The following is a 19,435-nucleotide window of genomic DNA, read 5'->3' on the forward strand; positions in this document are numbered from 1 at the left end:
CCCGAGAGAGAGGCTGAAATTCAGCCTCGTGCCTGTTTACTCCTCGGCCAGTTCTTCTTTAGCCCGATCGAGCAGCAAGTTCAAAAGCTTTATACCAGCCTCAGGGATATTGGTTCCCGGGGCAAAGATAGCTACTGCGCCGTGTTTATAGAGGTTGTCATAATCCTGCACGGGGATGACACCGCCGATGCAGACCATGATGTCCTCACGGCCCAGTTTCTTGAGTTCGTCCACCAGCTGGGGCAGGAGGGTGTTATGCCCCGCTGCCAGTGAACTGAAGCCCACCATATGCACATCGTTATCCACAGCATCCTGTGCCGTTTCCTCCGGTGTCTGGAACAGCGGGCCCACATCAACGTCCCAGCCCATATCGGCGAAGGACGATGCAATAACTTTCTGACCGCGGTCGTGACCGTCCTGCCCCATCTTGGCTACAAAGATACGGGGACGGCGGCCGGTGAGTTCTTCGAACTCGTCAGCCATAGCCCGAGCCTTATCCAACTCGGTCTTGTCGGTGAACTCGGAAGAATAGACTCCCGAAATGGTATGTATAACCGCCTGATAGCGGCCAGAAACCTTTTCCACAGCGTCGGAGATCTCGCCCAGCGATGCACGCACCCGGGCAGCTTCCACGGCGCATTCCAGCAGGTTGCCGTTGTCACGGCTGTCAGCTGCTTTGGTGATAGCCTCGAGAGCCCGGCGCACATCATCATCATTGCGTTCACGCCGCAATTTTTCGAGGCGTTCCACCTGTGCATTGCGCACGGCGGTGTTGTCGATGGCCAGGATTTCCAACGGATCTTCCTTTTCGAGGCGATACTTGTTAAGGCCCACGATTGTCTCGTTGCCCGAATCGATCTGCGCCTGACGGCGTGCTGCCGCTTCCTCGATGCGCATCTTGGGCAAGCCGGTAGAGATGGCCTTGGCCATGCCCCCCAAAGCTTCGACTTCCTGAATATGCGCCCAGGCACGACGGATGATTTCGTTGGTAAGTGCCTCCACATAATAGGAACCGCCCCAGGGATCGATGATCTTGCAGACCTTGGTCTCGTCCTGAATATAAAGCTGCGTATTGCGGGCAATGCGTGCCGAGAAATCCGTCGGCAGAGCAATGGCCTCGTCCAGGGCGTTGGTATGCAGGGACTGAGTATGGCCGAGCGCCGCACCCATGGCCTCCATCGCCGTACGAGAGATATTGTTGAACGGGTCCTGTGCCGTAAGCGACCAGCCCGAAGTCTGGCAATGGGTACGAAGTGCCATAGACTTTGGCTCCTTGGCGCCAAAGGATTTGACGATTTTCGCCCAGAGCACACGGGCCGCCCGCATCTTGGCCACTTCCATGAAGTAATTCTTGCCGATAGCCCAGAAGAAGGACAAACGCTTAGCGAAGGCATCGACCGGCAGGCCGGCATTGATACCCGTGCGGATATATTCAAGGCCATCAGCCAGCGTGTAACCCAATTCGATATCTGCCGGAGCTCCGGCCTCCTGCATATGGTAACCGGAAATGGAAATGCTGTTGAACTTCGGCATGTATTTCGTCGTGTATTCAAAGATATCGCCGATGATACGCATGGACATTTCCGGCGGATAGATATAGGTATTACGCACCATGAACTCTTTCAGGATATCGTTCTGGATGGTGCCCGCCATGATTTTCTTATCCACGCCCTGTTCGACACCGGACTGGATAAAGAAGGCGAGAATCGGCAGCACGGCGCCGTTCATGGTCATGGATACAGACATCTGGTCAAGGGGAATCCCCGAGAACAGGATATTCATATCGAGCATGGAGCAGACCGACACGCCTGCCTTCCCCACATCGCCCACAACACGCGGATTGTCCGCATCATAGCCGCGGTGCGTCGGCAGGTCAAAGGCAATGGAGAGGCCTTTCTGGCCGGCGGCCAGGTTGCGGCGATAGAATGCATTGGATTCCTCTGCCGTGGAGAAACCGGCGTACTGGCGTACTGTCCAAGGCCGGAACACGTACATGGTGGAGTACGGCCCACGCAAACAGGGCGGAATGCCGCTGGCAAAATCCAGATGGTTCATATGGTCGTATTCGTCATGGTTATATAACGGCTTTACCGGAATATGTTCCATGGTGCGGCGGGTATAAGCATCGAAATCTGCACCGGCCTGAGCGCTGAAGAGTTTTTCCCACTCTTTGACGTCAGCCCCCGTAGGTTCCCGCAGGCTCATATTGGTAAAGTCAGGGTTCGTAAAGCTTCCCATTATGCAATCATCCCTTTCTTCTTCTGCAGGAGCTGCAGGATCTTATAGCAGTTGGCCTTGACGGAGATATATTCATCAATGCCCGCTTCATTATAGGTTTCAAGCAAATCCTTCGGTGCTGCTCCAGCCAGGAATACCGTGGCCTCAGGCAATACCTCATGGAGCTTCGGTGCCAGCTCCGGCACGATTTCAGGATAAGTAGCATCCGTGGAGCAGATAACCACTGCATCGGCCCCGGATTCCTTGGCGGCAGCCGCCGCTTCGTCCACCGTGGGGAAACCGTTGTTGGTCAGCACCTCAAAGGCACCAACCTGCAGGAAACCCGTGGTGAAGTCCGCTCTGGCCTTGTGCTGCGGGATAGGCCCCATATTGGCCAGGAAGATCCGGACATTATCGTGATGTTCGGCCTTGTAATCCTCCGTCAGCTTACGCAAGGCTTCAAAGCGCTCACTCCAGCGATGGGGAGCAATGGCCGTGACTTCCTCACTGTTCGCCCCGGCAAAAGCCGCAGCGATCTCTGCGGTAGTTGCGCCGGCCTGAGCCGCTTCAATGGCTGCGTCAACGCTGGCAGCAGTTTTCAGCGCCGCCAGTTTCTCAGCCTTGAATGTCTCATCTATATCGGCCAGATATTCCTCTACCTGGTCCGTACGCTGTTTCTTATTCTCAGCCATATCTTCAGGACGCGGATCCAGCAGGGTTTCCGTCATATTCGGATACATGTTGTTGCCCACGATCCTGTCCTTGCGGGTTTCCGAAGCCTTGAAGCGCTCCGCGAGAATCGTGGCAATCTCACTTTGCGGATAACCTTCCTGCAGAGCTTTCAGCATGCCGCCCTTGCCTTCGATGGCCTGGAATTCGGCCCAGATCTTTTCCTTCATCTGTTTGGTCAATGTTTCCACGGCCCAGGAACCGCCTGCCGGATCAATGGGCTGCAACAGTCCGAATTCTTCCTGCAGGATGATCTGCACATTGCGGGCAATGCGGCGGGAGAATTCATCCCCTTTGCGGATAGGCTCATCAAAAGGCGAGCTTTCAAAGGAATCCACACCACCCACAACGCCGGAGAAGATTTCCGTAGTATTCCTAAGCATGTTGACATAGGGGTCATAGACCGTCTTGAAGAACAGGGCCGGGCGGGCATGGATATGCATGCGCTGGGCCTCCTTGCTGCCGCCGAAGGCCTCCACGATCTGTGCCCAAAGCGGACGCAGGGCACGGAGCTTGGCAATCTGCAGGAAGAAGTTGGCTCCCATGGAGAAGCCAAACATGATCTGGCCAGCAGCTTCTTCAATCGAGAGGCCCCGTTCCAGCATAGCCCGCAGATAAGCTACAGCAGTGGCCAGAGTATAAGCCGATTCCTGCACATCATTGGCCCCACCCCGGCTATAGACATCACTGCGTACGAACACGGTCTTCAGTCCTGGAGCATTCGAAATCGCCCATTTGGCACATTGAGCCATCTCATCATAGAGGCTGGCGATGGCTTTAGTATTCTTGCCACCAGCAGTCAGCTCCCCTAAGGGATCAGCCCCCACAATGCCCCGTACTTTCGCCAGATCCTGCCCCGAGGCCTTCAAGGCACCGGCAAACAGGGAAAGCATCGGCAAGGCCGATTCCCCGGCATAAAGGTACAGCGGATATTTATCGAGTTTCAAACCATTGAGCAAGGTGTGCATATCATCCAGAGTAGTTACCGAAACGCCCTCATCCCCAGGAGCCGCTGCTGTGCGCACATCCTGAGCCTTCAGGCTGGCACTGTCCAGCTTGATATGATAGATGGTAGAACCTTTCTCCTGCTCATGACGCAGCAGCTCATTGTTTTCTGCGGGCATGGTCTCATCACAGGCCTGCGCTATCCCCCAGGGTTTTCCCAGATATCCGCTGGGCTGGGCACCACGCAGGAAATCATCCATCCCTGGGAAGGAATTTTTCGGCAGGATATCTTCGGTATCCTTGCGGAAATACATGGGATCAAAGGTAATGCCCTCATAGGTCTTGGTGTACATTTTTTTCTCAAAGGGCGCTCCCTTCAAGAGGGCGATACAGGCTTCCTTCCACTCCTCATAAGTGGGCGGGGTAAACTCGTCCAAAGGCACATCGGGAAAGTCTGTCTGCTGCTCGGCTTTCTTCAAGATAGCCTGCAGATCCAGCTCGCCACCGGTTTCGTTACTCATAGCACAGCCTCCTCTTTTTTTGGGATATGCACAAAAAACGGCAACCTTTTCGCGAATGCAAAAAGATTGCCGTCTAATAATCGTGCTAACAGAACCACACGACAAAAGCCGCAGGCCTGAATACCCCACACTAGATTCAATCCCCTACCCATCGCTCGCAGGCACGACTCTGAAAGAGAGTCACGGTGATGCCAGAACAGGCAGTTCTCCTGGCTCGGTTTCATCATCCTGCATCGCCTTCCCAAGGTACGCTTATCTACCCCAGTGACATATTGTGCAGGACTCCACCTTACAGTGGCGGGACCGCTCCGGCTTATACCGGATTCCCTATTAAGTCCGTAGGACACCTGTTCCCAAAAATATTTAAATCTAATGCTAATATTAATACTAATTATTTCATTTGTCAAGAAAATCTGTAAATAATAAACTTTAAACAACAATACGCAAAAACATAATCAAAAATCATTTCTTCTTCAGTTTTCCTTCAGCATTCACTTCCTGCAATCCATAGATTGCGCCTGCAAAAGCAGCTCCCATGATGCGTGTTTCATTATCAGGCTGCTTGCGCAGCTCATTCATGCGAGCATGAAAAGAATCCTCTGCAATGGCCATATTCAGATAAATGGCCAGACTGAGCTTGTCCTGCAGATTTTGAGAAGTCAGGAACCCCGCCACTAATTTGCCGCGACGTTTTGGTTTTTCTGCCGCTGTCAGTGCATTGGAAATCGCCTGAATGATGGGATCATGGAATTTATCCGCTACCTGCCATGCTGACATGCAGGCTTTTTTCATCTTCACGCCATCCCTGACCAGAAAGAAAATGATCAAGGCTGCCATAGCCAAGACACTCTTGTCTGCTGTATTCCGCTGATTACAGAACTCATAAAGCTCAACCGGGTCCGTATCGGTCCGCAGTCCCAGATCGATTGCCTGAGAAATATCCTCTGCGCCCACCTGAAAGAATAACCCCGCAGCCGTCATACAGCCCCGGGCACGTTCCACTGCATTTCTATCCATGGTTATCACCTCAGCAGATTATCTATCATCCTACTCGCATTCTGCACGTCTTGCCACAGCCACCCTATACATTGATTGCAGCATCAACCAGACCGTGGTTGCCCCCGGATCCTGATGGCCGATGCTTCGCACACCTATATAGGCAGCTCTGCCTTTGCTGGCTTGAATCGTCTTCGTATACTCTACGCCTTCTTCAGCAGCTTCAGCTCCTGCCTGAAGGATTTCGGTAAAGCCTTTTCCTTCTTCCAAAGCCTGTTGCATTGCCCTGACTGCAGGAAACAGGGCATCGAGCATCGTCTTTTCGCCTTCGCTGCTCTTACCGATATTTGCCACCCCCATGGTACCTTCCTCAAAAGCTGCCACAAGATTTGCTTCTTCCATATCGAGATTGTCAATCTCGATCATACCTGCCTGCAGATAGAATTTGCCAAACAACGGCCCGGCCGAACCACCGATTTCCGTGATGCAACGCATGCCCACATGCCGGAGGACTTCACCCAGATGCTCTTCCGACTCTGCTAGATCCGGCAAATCCTGCAGGATAATACGGGCAAATCTGGCCATATTCGTGCCATGGTCGCCATCACCGATGACATTGTCCAAATGATTCAAGTATTCCTCATGCTCAATGATATCCTTGCTGATAGCAGCCAGGGACTCAAGCATATATTCTTTTCCAAACATAGCGGACGTCCCCCTTCAACGCCTGATGATGGGCGTTATCGCTATTGCGTCATAAAGCGCCTTCAGATGCGGATCAAGCCGCAACAGACTAATGGAAAAACCACCCATTTCCATGGAAGTCATGTAATTGCCAATCATCGTATCGTAGATTACAATCCCCTGCTCAGCCAGGTATTCATGCACAAATTCATTGATTACATAAAGTTCCATCAGAGGAGTGCCGCCCAAGCCATTGATCAGCACTACCACTTCACTGCTCTCATAATTGCAATCCAGCAGGATGAGTTCGAGCATCTGCCGTGCCGTGTCTCTGGCATTCATCATCTCACAGCGCACAACTCCCGGCTCTCCATGCAGCCCCATGCCAATCTCCATTTCTTGCTCACCCAGTTCAAAACTGGGCTCTCCATCCGCAGGAATGATACATGGACGACAGGCAACTCCCACAGTACGCAAACCCGCAGCTGCCCACTCCGCCACTTTCTTCACACCATAGAGATCTGTGCCCATCTCTGCCTCAGCACCGGCCAGCTTCATGATCAGCACCACACCTGCCAAGCCTCGCCGCCCCACAGATTTATGCTTCTGCGTAGCCACATCATCGGCAATGACAACGGACTCCACTGCAATGCCTTCCATTTGTGCCAATTCCATAGCCATACGGAAATTCAGCACATCGCCGGTATAATTCACGATAATGCAGAGCACACCCGCCTCATTCTGGACCTCCTTGATTGCTTTCAATATCATATCGGGCGTGGGCGAAGAAAATATCTTGCCAGGAATCGCTGCATCCAGCATCCCATAACCAACATACCCGCTGGGGGCCGGCTCATGACCACTGCCACAACCAAAAACCAGTGCTACCCTGTCCGTTTTCAGCTTCTGCCTGACCATGATATTGCAGCCCGGCAGCTGGCGGAGAATCCCCGGCTTCGACAAGGCCATTCCTCGTGCAACCTCGGCTTCCAGTTTTTCCGGTTCGTTGATGAACTTCTTCACAGTCTCACCTCATTGTGTATATCAGACAGAATTTTATCAATGTTCATTATTCGTGCCAGGATCTATTATTTCCTGCTTACCTGGAAGTTTTTACCCCACATCATCCCTCTCGCTTTCAAAGGAATGATGTCATAACTAAAAACTGCACACAGCGCTTTGCCATGTGCAGTACGATTTCAATTAAAATGCAAGTATACCAAGCCCGCCACCTGCAATAGCAAGATGACCGGCACACCATAACGGAACTTCAAATGCCGGGTCTTGTGCCGAAAGATCTGCATAGCCAGCAAGGCCCCTATGCTTCCGCCCAACACAGCCAACAACATCAGTATCTTCTCCGGCACCCGCCAGCTGTCCATCTTGGCAAAAAGCTTATCACCGCCATAGACCACCAAGACCAATGCATTGATTATTGCTAAATACCAGTAAAATATTTCGTGCATGCTCATAATTTTATCCTTTAATATCCTTATCCACCAAAATAGCCAATCTGCCCAACCACATCTTTATTCTTTTCTTTGCAATCCAGGATGCGTTTATACAATCTCTTATAGTATTCCTTGTAGATCTCTTTCAAAGGACTCTCCTGAATATCTTCATAGGCTTTCTCCAAATCTGAATCTGAGTATTGATACGGATGATGCATAACATCTACAGCTCGATGCAAGTCTTTCATGGCGCGCTCTTCCTCCTACACAGAATACACTCTCTCCATATCTGAATTCCATATAAGCGCCAAAACTCCTGCCTGGCCATGCAAGTTCCTCATAAAATTTCTTGTAAGGACTGCACCGCCTTATAAAAAAATCCCTGCACCCTCAACGACGATGCAGAGATTCTCATTACATTTTTATCATACTTCCTGAATGATTGGCAATATCATAGGACGACGACGGGTCTTCTCAAACAGATAACGGCCCAACGCATCGCGGACATTGGCTTTGATAGCCGCCCATTCCTTGACGCCCTCTTCTTCACAACGCTCCAAAGCCTGCTCAACCCGGGCACGGGCCTCATCCATAAGTGCTTCTGATTCACGCACATAGACAAAACCTCTGGACACAATATCGGGGCCGCCTACTACGGTATTGGACGCTCTGTCCATAGCCACCACAATGATCAGGATACCATCCTGGGATAACTGGCGGCGATCGCGTAAGACGATATTGCCCACATCGCCGACACCCAATCCGTCTACCATAACCATGCCAGCAGTAACCTTACCAGCTACCTGCCCCTTGTCACGGGAAAATTCGAACACATAGCCGTTCTCACCCAAGAAGATATGGTCTTTCGGCATGCCCAGCTCCTGTGCCAGCTTCGCATGCTGTACCAAATGATGGTATTCACCATGCACCGGAATAAAGAACTTCGGACGCACCAGATTGTGCATGAGTTTCAATTCCTCCCGGCTGGCATGACCGGATACATGGACTTCCTTATCCCGGCCATAGATCACATTAGCGCCAAGACGCATAAGATTATCGATGGTCTTGGATACCAATTTTTCATTGCCGGGAATCGGCGTTGCCGAAATGATAACCGTATCATCCGGAACGATCGTGACTTTGCGGTGATCCGACAACGCCATGCGAGTCAGCGCTGACATAGGCTCACCCTGACTGCCAGTAGTGACAATAACGATTTGTTCCGGGCGATAGTTATTGATTTCATCAATATCAATTATAGTTCCTTCCGGAGCGGTAATATAACCAAGCTCCAACGATATCGTCACTACATTGACCATGCTGCGTCCCAGAATTGCCACCTTGCGCTTATAGCGTATCGCCGTGTCAATGACCTGCTGGATACGATGCACATTGGAAGAGAATGTAGCCACAATGATGCGGCTGCGTGCACCATGAAATGCCTTGTCAAAGGATGCACCCACCGTGCTCTCACTAGGGGTATGACCGGCCCGTTCGGCATTGGTGGAATCAGCCATCATCAGCAGGACCCCTTTATTCCCCAATTCCGAGAAACGGCGGAAATCCGTCATTTTCCCGTCAATCGGCGTATAATCCAGCTTGAAGTCTCCCGTATGGACAATCATGCCCACCGGAGTCTTGATGGATAAGCCTACCGCATCAGGTATAGAATGGTTCACGCGAATAAATCCCACGCTGAAGCAACCAACATTGATAATGTCCCCTTGCATTACCGAATGAAGATTGCTGGAATCCACTCCATTTTCCTTGAGACGACCTTCCAAAATCCCCAGCGTCAAACGGGTGCCGTAAACCGGCACATTGAGCTGCTTCAGGACATAGGGCAGGGCACCGATATGATCCTCGTGTCCATGAGTCAGGACAATCGCTTTGATCATCTCGCGATTTTCCAAAAGATAGCTTATATCAGGGATTACCAGATCCACGCCAAGCATATCTTCCTCGGGAAACATGAGTCCGGAATCAATTACCAGGATCTCGTCCTCTACCCGGACGACCGTCATGTTTTTCCCAATTTCCCCTAGTCCGCCCAAGGGAATAATCTGTAGTTTTTGTGCTTTTGCCAAAAATTACACCTCCATAATTCAGTTGTCTTCTTGCTCTTTATTGCATTTTTATTTCATTGCGTCTGCGCAATCAAAGTCCGAACAATTCATTCCTTACTATTTTATCATCCTAAATGTCATAATGCAATGAAAAAAAGGGACATTTCCCGCCTCAAGACGAAAAATGCCCCTTATATTTGACGATTATGCCCTTACATTTCCGGCCTTACCCCGGTTTTACCCGTGAACTTATGATAAGAAGCCCCTTTGCGGCGGCCCATGAGTTCATCCAGCAACTGATCAGGCGTCAGCTTGTGATAAGCCAGCAGCACCAGGCAGTGATACCAGAGATCACCCATTTCATAGAGCACTTCCTTGCTCTTGTTGTTCTTGGAAGCAATGACGGTTTCTACAGCTTCCTCGCCCACCTTCTTGAGTATCTTATCCTGTCCCTTTTCAAAGAGATAATTCGTATAGGAACCTTCCACCGGATTAAGCTGCCGATCCTGGATCACATTGTACAGATCATTCAGCACAGTAGTCAGAGAAGTCTCTTCCTCCGGTTCAACCACCATCAGGCCTTTTTCCTTCTCCTCCACCAGCTTGCGGCCACTGAAGCAGGTATATGTACCGGTGTGGCAGGCCACGCCGGTCTGATGTACCCGGATCAGCAGGGTATCGCCATCGCAGTCATAGGAAATCTCCCGTACCTTCTGTTTGTTACCGGACTCTTCACCCTTGTTCCATAAACGCTGGCGGCTGCGGCTGTAGAACCAGGTATAGCCGGTCTCAATGGTTTTCTGCAGGGATGCAGCATTCATATAGGCCAACATCAGTACCTGACCATTCTCTTCCTGTACGATTGCCGGAACCAAGCCGTTCTCATCAAAATTAATCATGGAAATGTCAATTTCATTCATCAGAATCTTACCTCCACGCCCCGTGATTTTAGATATTCTTTAACCTGACGCACCGTAAACTGGCCATAGTGGAACACAGAAGCAGCCAGGACTGCATCCGCTTTCCCCTCTGTCAGCACATCATAAAAATGCTCCAGTTTGCCTGCACCGCCGGAAGCGATAACCGGGACATCCACCGCTTCCGAAACAGCTCTTGTCAGAGCTATATCATAACCATCCTTCGTACCGTCAGCATCCATACTGGTCAGGAGAATCTCCCCCGCACCTAAGGCCACGGCTTTCTTTATCCATTCCAGACAATCCAGTCCCGTAGGCGTACGGCCGCCATTCACAAAAACTTCCCATTTTCCCTCGCCGCTGCGGCGGGCATCCACCGCCAGCACGATACACTGACGGCCAAATTTTTCTGCCCCCTCACGAATCAGTTCAGGATTCTTGATAGCCGCCGTATTCACGGAAACCTTGTCGGCACCAGCCTTCAGCATCCGGCGCATATCCTCCACCGTGCGGATACCGCCGCCTACGGTAAAGGGAATGAAAACCTGGCTGGCACAATCCCGGGCCACCTGCACGATGGTATCCCGCTTGTCACTGGAAGCCGTAATATCCAGAAACACCAATTCATCGGCCCGCTCTTTGTCATAACGAGCTGCCAGCTCCACCGGATCACCGGCATCCCGCAGCCCCACAAAATTCGTACCCTTGACCACGCGTCCATCTTTGACATCCAGACATGGAATAATCCTCTTTGTATAAGTAGATGTACTCATATAGTTAAATCCTCATACAGCATTTACACTCAACATCTACTATTCTACAATAAACAGCTTTAGTTTACAAGTTTACCAACATGCACACGAAAAATAAAAACCAATATGCAGAAATTTTCACATATTTCTATTTAAATTATACTCACCATAGACATCCTTGTCAAACCATCTGCGCTCCCCTTTGACTTGTCTGCGGATATAGCGTATTATTGAAGAGAAATGCTGAAATATAGGAGTGAATACCTTGTTGAAAATCACCATGGCCCAGATGGAAGTCATCCCTGGGCATCCCGATAAAAACACCGCCACCATGCTGCGCATGATTGAACAGGCAAAAGAAGAACAATCTGATATCATCATCTTCCCGGAAATGGCTGTTCCCGGCTACCTGCTTGGGGATACCTGGGAACAGAGCAGTTTTCTTGCCGACTGTGAACACTACGGCCGGGAAATCATTGCTGCAGCACAGGACATCACCGTCATGTTCGGCAACATCGCCATGGACTGGGAAAAGACCAATAACGATGGCCGGGTACGCAAATATAACGCCTTCTTCACGGCTCAGAATGGCCAGCTGATCACACCTGCGGGGCAGGATTATCCATATGTGATAAAAACCCTGATGCCCAACTACCGGGAATTTGACGATACACGTCATTTCTACAGTCTGCAGCAGCTGGCTCTGGAACAGGGCAAAAGCCCCGCTGAACTGATTGCCCCCGTCAACATCACCATCAAAGGAAAGGAATACAGCGTTGGCTGCCTGCTCTGCGAAGATGGCTGGAGTGATAACTATGCCTTAGAACCCTTTGAGATATTGCTGGAAAATGGCAGCATTGATTTCTTTGTCAATATTTCCGCCTCCCCCTATACACTGGGCAAAAACGGCAAGCGCAACCGCGTTTTCGGCGAACAAGCAGCGCGGGCAGGCAAGCCGCTCTTCTATGTCAATGCCATCGGCCTGCAGAACAACGGCAAGACCGTCTACACCTTCGACGGCGCCAGCACGGCTTACAATAGCAAAGGCGATGTCTGTGCCATGAGCGAGGAATATAAGGAAGAACTCACCATCGTGGACCTGACAGAACTGGAACAGCTGCCGGCCCTGTCCGAGGATAAGGAACCAGATATTGCCCATATCTATCGAGCCTTGCACTACGGCGTGGGCCACTTCCTGAAAAATATCCACATGAGGAAAGTGGTCATCGGCATCTCCGGTGGCATCGACTCTGCCGTTGCCGCGGCCCTCTATGCCAAAATCGTAGGGCCGGAAAACCTGCTGCTCGTCAATATGCCCAGCGTCTTCAACTCTGCTACGACCAAAGGGCTCAGCAAGCAGCTGGCCGATAATCTTGGCTGTCAATATGCCGTAGTTCCCATCCAGCACTCCGTTGACCATACGGTGGAACAGCTTTCCACTACCCCCATCACCGATCTGACCGATGGTTCTACGCAGAACCTTACGGTGTCTTCCTTCGTCACCGAGAACATCCAGGCCCGTGACCGCAGTGCCCGAGTGCTGGCAGGTGCCGCAGCTGCTTTTGGCGGTGGCTTCACCTGCAATGCGAATAAAGCCGAGACCACCGTTGGGTACTCGACGCTATACGGTGACCAGTCTGGCTTCCTCGCCGCTTTGGCTGACCTTTGGAAACATCAGGTCTACGCATTGGCCCATTATATGAACGATGTGATCTATGGCCGGGAAGTCGTGCCGCAGGGCATCATCGACATCGTGCCCAGCGCCGAACTCTCCTCGGCCCAGAATGTCGATGAAGGCAAGGGCGATCCGCTGAAATATCCCTACCACGATTACCTCTTCCGTTCCTTTATCGAACGCTGGCAGAAGGCCGCACCGGAAGATATCCTCGAATGGTATGCTGCCGGCACGCTGGAAGAGCATCTCGGCTGTGAAGCAGGCCTGGTCAAAAAATACTTCCCCACAGCCCAGGAATTCATCGCTGATCTGGAGCGCTGGTGGAACCTCTTCACGGGCATGGCCGTAGCTAAGCGCATCCAGGCGCCGCCGATTCTCGCCATCAGCCGCCGTGCCTACGGCTTTGACCATCGCGAAGCCCAGAACGGCCCTTACTATACGTTGAAATACCGGCAACTGAAAGAAAAATTATTACAGGCATGATAAAAAGACTGTGCAAGGTGTATATCACTTATGCACAGTCTTTTTTCACCTCGATTCATATAGAAAGTGCATCCATGGTATTTAATAACGGCATAATCACAGCCAGCACCAAAAAGAACACCAGTCCGCCGACGATAAAGATGGCCACCGGCTCTGCTAAGGCCTGCAGGCGGGCGGATTCATTTTCGGCCTGTACCTGACAGAAAGCCGCAGCCTTGGCCAACATCACTTCCAGTTTTCCAGCTTCCTCTCCGGCCTCCAGCATTTCGACCAGGATAGCCGGAAAGACCGGACAGCTGATAAGCGCAGCCATCAAAGCACTGCCCTGCTCCACCTTCGCCTGCACCTGCAATAATTCCCGTTCCAAATAGCGATTCCCGGCTACAGGCGCCGCCAGCCTGATAGCCTGATGCAAAGGAAGCCCCTGTTCCAGAACCATTCCCAGAGTCCCCAGAAGCAACGACCATGCCGAATTCCGCGCCAAAGCCCCCACCATCGGCAAATACAGCACCAATTGATGATAACGATAAATAACGGGCGCCTGCCGGGCCAGCAGCAATAACCCCAAAACCAATACAATGCCCCCGGCCATTGCATCTCCCCCATGAACCTGCAAGAAATCCGCCAATGACAGCAGCACTCGGGTGGGCCAGGGCAATTCTGCCTGCAGATTCTGCAGCATAGATGCAAAAGCCGGCAGGATAAACACCGCCATGAAAATGAGCATGCCCAGCGCCGTCAGTCCGAGAATAGCCGGATAAAGAAGCACCGACTTCAACTGTTCCCGGGCCGTTACGACCTGTGCCAAAAAATCCGCCAACCGGCTGAACACAGCCTCCAAGGTGCCAGCCTGTTCCCCGGCGGCCACCAACTGAACAATCCGCGGGGAAAAATTACCACTCGCCTCCATAGCCGTCGCCAAAGATTTGCCCTGCAGTACCTGCTGATAAAGGCCATTCAACAGGCGGGAATAACGCTCCCCGCGTCTTCCTGCCAACAAAGCTTTGAGCCCCTCATGAACCGGAATCCCGGCACTCAGGAGCACAGCCAGCTGACGGCAGAAAAGCGCAATCTGCATATCATCCACCTTGCGGGTCATCAGATACTGACACCAATCCTTCCTGCCTGCCGCTTCTTTCTCATCTTCCGCCCGCAAGAGTGCCGTAATCCAAAGCCCCTGCCGTTTGATTTTCCGGGCAGCTTCCTGACGGCTCGGTGCCGAGACCGTCCCCTTGAAAATCTGCCCTTGACGATTACTGGCTTCATAACGATAATTCATAAAGCACCTCCAGCTGCCTGCAACTGAGCATTCAAACCTGCCCAGGTTGCAGCATCAAGCCGTCCTTCCAGCTGCAACTTCCGCGCTGCTGCCGAAAAGGGCTGCATCCCCTGATTTTGGCTGCTGAGCATCACCGAAGCCAGCTGACTGTATTTTCCCTGACGAATCAGACTCTTGACAGAGGAACCAGACAACAGCACTTCCGACAAAGCCACCCGGCCACCATCAGCCGCCGACAGCAATCGTTGAGCAAATATTCCTCTGAGAACCTCGGCCAGCAGGGAGCGCACACCATCACGCTCTTCCTGAGGGAACATTCCTTCCACACGCAGGATGGCATCCGCAGCACAGCCACTATGCAACGTCCCTAACACCAACATTCCCGCTGACGCCGCCATAAGTGCAACAGACATCGTATCACGGTCACGGATTTCCCCCACCAGGACCACATCCGGCATCTCCCGCAAAGCCCCCCGCAGTGCCGCGGCGAAATCATGAAAATCCTGACCTGCTTCCCGCTGGCTGATAAAACACTTATCCGGCGTAAATACATACTCAATGGGATCTTCCAAGGTGATGATATGATACGCTTTCTCCCGATTAAGCTCCTCAATGAAGGCGGCCAGGGTCGTGGTCTTGCCAGAACCAGTCCTACCGGTGACCAGCACCAGCCCCTGATCAAATTCCTTTATCTTCTGCCAGGCCTTGGGCGCCCCCAGCTCCGCCAGGCTCGGAATCCTCTCCGGCAGCAGACGGATAGCAAGGGCAAGCCAGCCCTGCTGGTAGTAGGCATTGACCCGGAACCGACGTCCCACAAAGGTCCATGAAAGGTCGATATCCCGCTCATGTGCCAGACGTTCCCGTTGGGCATCATTCAGGATGACTGAGCAAAGTTCCGACATGAAGGACTCTGTCAATTGGCCACCACCCATAGATTGCAGAATACCATCACACCGCATATGCGGACATTGCCCTACTGTCAGATGTATATCTGAAGCCTCAGTTTCTATGGCCGTGCTTATTAAGGTCTGCCAAGTCACACCATCGCACATATCATCACCTCATGCTTTCTTATATCTGACTATCATTCTTCTATATCAATATTCTAAAACCTTCATTTGTAAAAAAAATTCTATATTAAAAAGCACCTTCACTTAAGTGAAGATGCTTTTTACCGTTATTATTAGACTAACCTGCTCCTAAAATCATAAAGTTAATTTTAGTATTAAAGAATACCTGCTTTTGCCATTTTAAATGAATCTAATGCCGTTATATAGCACTGTTCGGTTTTACCAACCTTCTGTGGATCAAAATCGCATGTCTCGAGCATACCTTTGTATCTACCGACAATCCTTTCCATGTTCGTTTCAATAAAATTCCATGGATTTTCTGACCACTGAATCTTAATTTCGCCATTCACCTCTACACGATCCATAATTGCTTGGAAGCCGTAGATCAATGGCATTATGAAACCTTCCGGAGTCACATTATCATCAATGTCTATCGACTCTCCGCTAAATGGTTTCTTTTTCGTCTTGATACGGTCACCTTTTTTGTTAAGATTCTTAGCCTTTACGGCAGTAATACCTCCAAATTTGCCACCATTACGATTATAGTAATCACCAAATGATACATACAATTTATCGTAGATAGCTGGAAGATCAGCAGCAACCTCAAAAGCAGATTTCACTTCATTATTTGATAAAATCTTGGTATAATTATCCCCTGAATGAACAGTCACATCTGGTGAACTCATCAGTTTTTCAAACTGGGACATGCATATTCCTTTTGAACTATAGATATTAGTTACATTCAAATTAGCAGGAGAGATTATTTTTTCTGAATCTTCCGACTCTCGAACTGGATCGACAAGTTTTAAAGGAATCCACGATAAAGCTACAATACGATCAGCTTTTACAGCTCCACCATCATTTGTTTTCCACTCAATGCGAGCAGCAATCTTCGGGTATTTCTGTTTTACAACCGCCTTTAAATCATCAAAATAACCATATTGATTAACTTTTGCCGAAAGTTGCAATTCTGCATTATTATTACGGGATTCACATATTTCTATCAAATGATCCTTGAATAAACGTACGCAACGTTCATCATCCGATTCAGTAGGAATATGGATCTCTACAGGAATCATATAATCCAAATGTGGCTTTTTCATTTTAGAATCTGCTTCTATATATTCGGCAATCTTGTCTTTATAGTTATTCCAAACAGACTTAAACTCATTCCACGTTTTAACTTTACATGGAATCCTCTCATCATTATAATCATAAGCAGCTCTTAATATATCCAACCCAATTGCCAAAGTATTATGCCCACCATCAAGAATACCTTCAATCGATGGATCATCAATAGAAATACGAATTCTATTACGTTCTAACATCGTATAGTTAGAAGTTGCCAATAATACACCTTTAGACTTAAAAGGAAAAAGATGCGGAGAATTCGAAATCGTATCCTGAATAGCATCCGTCACAGCACAAATCTTTGATGCACGAGGATTAGCTTCAAGATCAAGATGTGAAATTATCTTTTCAAAATCTCTTGCCTTTATGTTACCCATGATCTTAGTTATCGTATCAGTTGATAACTGACCAAAATTCCCCTCGATCCTAATGATAAATTCTTTTTTCTCCATTACCATGATTAATTACCCCTTTCATTTTCTCTGGAAGATATAGGAGTACAAAAAAAGACCAACACATCGTTGATCCTGAAAGTGCATTAATAAATACACCTATATTCATAAATACTCCCAAGATCTATCCAGATTCCAATGCCATCAAGATATCTCTTCGATCATCCGATCCCTAAGATATCCCCCTTTGCTTATCCAAGCTAAAATACAACGATTATCCAATCGCCATAGCTATTATATATTATTGTTTTCTATTTGTCAAGCAAGAATATTATCTCACTATGTAGTGTAATGCTCTCAGTATATTTCCTTATAAGAAGATCACCTGGCTTGAAACCATGCGCTACTAGTCGTTAATAACTACATTTCTTGACAACCTTCATTATCTGTTTGTCTGCCCAGCCAGTAACATCTTTGACAAATTCAACATCCATGCCTTTTTTCCAAAGGTTCTTTTTTCATTTCTACAGTCTTGTTTTCTTCCCCTTGCACAATGCCATGCGCCATTCCACGCTCATAAATACCTTCGCTCAAGTTGCACACAGTTCTCAACACCTCTTTCATTTCGACGCTGACTTCAATATCAAACTTCTTCCTAATAATCTCACTTTTTTCTTCAGCAGTCTTAATTATTGCCTGTAATATAACCTGCAACATGTACAGCATCCTATTCCGCACAGATCCTGTAGCAAAGTAGGCCATCACTATGTTGAGCAGATCATAATTCTCCTGTGGCTACTTGTATTTGCCAACCAGGTAGCGCTCCGCCATGCGCTAGTGATTTATGACACTCCTGTCCGTATGAGACTCCGTGCAAATCCATATAGTATTATACCTTCTTGACATCGCTATAGTACGAGCCCGTGAATTCTGTTTCCTTCTGTGCCGAAATCATCCTGCTACCGTAGAAAACTCCCCTCCTCTTGAGTATATATCTAAGGGTTGACTCTGAGAATGTTGTCTACGCCTCAAAATTTATTATGAAGAGCAGGCGCTCACCTGTTCCCGACATGACTCGACTCCTTCCTCTTGGTTGAATTATACCATAATTGCCTAGAACCATAAAGTCTCAGGACCACTTACAAAGATTACACCCCAAAGAAAAAAGCCCCGAAGCCCTTATATTACAAGGCTTCGAGGCACTTCGTACGTTTGTATCATATCTTTGGTGCTGATTTCTTCCAAGGTGATGATATGCCTTCTCCTGGTTGAGCTCCTCAATAAATGCCGCCAAAGTCGTGGTTTTGCCCGACCCTGTCCGCCCGCAGACCAGGATCAGCCCCTGATCCAGCTCCTTCATCTTCTGCCATGCCTGCGGCGCACCGATTCCTGCAAGGCTCGGAATCCTCTCCGGCAGCAGGCGGAGAGTAAGGGCCGGATAGCCTTGCTGGCGATAAGCATTGACGCGGAAGCGCCGACCAGCATACGTCCAGGAAAAATCGATGTCACACACCCTTGCCAGCCATTCCCGCTGGATATCACTCATCATGACCGAACATAACCCTGACATAAACGCCTCCGTCAATGGGCGGCTGTCCACGATCTGCAAGATCCCGTCACATCGCATATGCGGCCGCTGGCCAACGGTCAGATGGATATCGGACGCTTCACTTTCGATTGCCCTGCTGATAAGTTCTTGCCAATCGGCATCATCATCCATAACCTGTCACCTCATGGTCTCTCCATATATAAGTGAACGTATCCCCGCCTATAGAGGCGGGAGCTTCCTGCCTCAACGAGAACAGCACTGCATACTCCGAAGAGTTGCGGCGACTTATACTCTCTCCACAGGCGTAGATTCCCGTGCGACCCACGGTATTTTATGAGTTACGTCAGGCAGATATCCGCCTAGCTTCTTCTCGAATGTTTATTGCGGCGTTCTTGTCACGGTTATGGTGACTACCACACTTAGGGCAATCCCACTCCCGCACTGATAAGTCTCTGGTTTCATTATTTTGGTAGCCGCAAACATGGCACAACTGGCTGCTGGGATACCATTTGTCTATCTTGACAAGCTGTTTCCCTTGCCATGCAAGTTTATATTCCAGCATATTCGTGAACATATTC

At 49.7% G+C, this 19,435-nt stretch carries 17 protein-coding genes and 1 riboswitch; of the genes, 1 reads left to right on the forward strand and 16 read right to left on the reverse strand.

Annotated elements, in window-relative coordinates:
• Nucleotides 1-36 precede the first annotated feature (36 nt).
• The 10 genes from scpA to hisF all read right to left on the reverse strand — a co-directional run bounded on the left by scpA (nucleotide 37) and on the right by hisF (nucleotide 11,299).
• Nucleotides 37-2,238 carry a methylmalonyl-CoA mutase gene (gene scpA / locus BUB68_RS09300; RefSeq protein WP_073090478.1) on the reverse strand — a complete coding sequence of 734 codons (2,202 nt, stop codon included), beginning with the start codon at nucleotides 2,236-2,238 and terminating at the stop codon, nucleotides 37-39.
• Complete coding sequence (locus tag BUB68_RS09305; RefSeq protein ID WP_073090481.1) at nucleotides 2,238-4,412, reverse strand: methylmalonyl-CoA mutase family protein; 2,175 nt, start codon at nucleotides 4,410-4,412, stop codon at nucleotides 2,238-2,240. The genes scpA and BUB68_RS09305 overlap by 1 nt, the downstream gene beginning before the upstream one ends.
• A 182-nt stretch (nucleotides 4,413-4,594) precedes the next feature.
• Nucleotides 4,595-4,778, reverse strand: a riboswitch (cobalamin riboswitch).
• Between the two features lie 96 nt (nucleotides 4,779-4,874).
• On the reverse strand, nucleotides 4,875-5,429 hold the full coding sequence (locus tag BUB68_RS09310) for a hypothetical protein (protein WP_073090483.1): 555 nt from the start codon (nucleotides 5,427-5,429) through the stop codon (nucleotides 4,875-4,877).
• 30 nt (nucleotides 5,430-5,459) lie between these two features.
• Entirely contained in the window at nucleotides 5,460-6,113 is a 654-nt protein-coding gene (gene dhaL / locus BUB68_RS09315) for a dihydroxyacetone kinase subunit DhaL (protein WP_073090485.1), read from the reverse strand.
• A 15-nt stretch (nucleotides 6,114-6,128) separates the two neighbouring features.
• The gene (locus BUB68_RS09320) at nucleotides 6,129-7,115 is read right to left on the reverse strand and encodes a dihydroxyacetone kinase subunit DhaK (RefSeq protein ID WP_073090488.1); all 987 of its coding nucleotides are present in this window, start codon (nucleotides 7,113-7,115) and stop codon (nucleotides 6,129-6,131) included.
• A gap of 176 nt (nucleotides 7,116-7,291) precedes the next feature.
• A complete protein-coding gene (locus BUB68_RS09325; protein ID WP_073090536.1) occupies nucleotides 7,292-7,558 on the reverse strand; it encodes a DUF1294 domain-containing protein in 267 nt (88 codons plus the stop codon).
• Between the two features lie 26 nt (nucleotides 7,559-7,584).
• Nucleotides 7,585-7,791: a hypothetical protein gene (locus tag BUB68_RS09330; RefSeq protein ID WP_073090490.1), complete on the reverse strand. Its 207-nt coding sequence runs from the start codon at nucleotides 7,789-7,791 to the stop codon at nucleotides 7,585-7,587.
• Between the two features lie 177 nt (nucleotides 7,792-7,968).
• On the reverse strand, nucleotides 7,969-9,567 hold the full coding sequence (locus BUB68_RS09335; protein WP_256625855.1) for a ribonuclease J: 1,599 nt from the start codon (nucleotides 9,565-9,567) through the stop codon (nucleotides 7,969-7,971).
• Nucleotides 9,568-9,821: 254 nt separating this feature from the next.
• On the reverse strand, nucleotides 9,822-10,529 hold the full coding sequence (gene hisIE, locus BUB68_RS09340; RefSeq protein ID WP_073090495.1) for a bifunctional phosphoribosyl-AMP cyclohydrolase/phosphoribosyl-ATP diphosphatase HisIE: 708 nt from the start codon (nucleotides 10,527-10,529) through the stop codon (nucleotides 9,822-9,824).
• The gene (hisF, locus tag BUB68_RS09345; RefSeq protein WP_073090496.1) at nucleotides 10,529-11,299 is read right to left on the reverse strand and encodes an imidazole glycerol phosphate synthase subunit HisF; all 771 of its coding nucleotides are present in this window, start codon (nucleotides 11,297-11,299) and stop codon (nucleotides 10,529-10,531) included. The genes hisIE and hisF overlap by 1 nt, the downstream gene beginning before the upstream one ends.
• Before the next feature lie 244 nt (nucleotides 11,300-11,543).
• Here hisF and nadE point away from each other — a divergent pair, with 244 nt between their 5' ends.
• On the forward strand, nucleotides 11,544-13,436 hold the full coding sequence (gene nadE, locus BUB68_RS09350; RefSeq protein ID WP_073090498.1) for an NAD(+) synthase: 1,893 nt from the start codon (nucleotides 11,544-11,546) through the stop codon (nucleotides 13,434-13,436).
• A gap of 55 nt (nucleotides 13,437-13,491) precedes the next feature.
• Here the strand turns inward: nadE and BUB68_RS09355 are convergent, their stop codons facing one another.
• The 6 genes from BUB68_RS09355 to BUB68_RS09380 all read right to left on the reverse strand — a co-directional run.
• The gene (locus tag BUB68_RS09355; RefSeq protein WP_073090508.1) at nucleotides 13,492-14,715 is read right to left on the reverse strand and encodes a type II secretion system F family protein; all 1,224 of its coding nucleotides are present in this window, start codon (nucleotides 14,713-14,715) and stop codon (nucleotides 13,492-13,494) included.
• A complete protein-coding gene (locus tag BUB68_RS09360; protein ID WP_073090511.1) occupies nucleotides 14,712-15,767 on the reverse strand; it encodes a type IV pilus twitching motility protein PilT in 1,056 nt (351 codons plus the stop codon). The genes BUB68_RS09355 and BUB68_RS09360 overlap by 4 nt, the downstream gene beginning before the upstream one ends.
• Before the next feature lie 173 nt (nucleotides 15,768-15,940).
• Complete coding sequence (locus tag BUB68_RS09365) at nucleotides 15,941-17,374, reverse strand: hypothetical protein (protein ID WP_073090514.1); 1,434 nt, start codon at nucleotides 17,372-17,374, stop codon at nucleotides 15,941-15,943.
• 417 nt (nucleotides 17,375-17,791) lie between these two features.
• Nucleotides 17,792-18,025: a hypothetical protein gene (locus BUB68_RS09370; protein WP_143188139.1), complete on the reverse strand. Its 234-nt coding sequence runs from the start codon at nucleotides 18,023-18,025 to the stop codon at nucleotides 17,792-17,794.
• A 412-nt stretch (nucleotides 18,026-18,437) separates the two neighbouring features.
• The gene (locus tag BUB68_RS09375) at nucleotides 18,438-19,028 is read right to left on the reverse strand and encodes an ATPase, T2SS/T4P/T4SS family (protein ID WP_143188141.1); all 591 of its coding nucleotides are present in this window, start codon (nucleotides 19,026-19,028) and stop codon (nucleotides 18,438-18,440) included.
• Between the two features lie 172 nt (nucleotides 19,029-19,200).
• The coding region (locus BUB68_RS09380; RefSeq protein ID WP_143188143.1) for a zinc ribbon domain-containing protein at nucleotides 19,201-19,435 on the reverse strand (235 nt) is incomplete at its 5' end.

The sequence above is a fragment of the Pseudoselenomonas ruminantium genome, from assembly GCF_900142515.1.
GTDB lineage: Bacteria > Bacillota > Negativicutes > Selenomonadales > Selenomonadaceae > Selenomonas_A > Selenomonas_A ruminantium_D.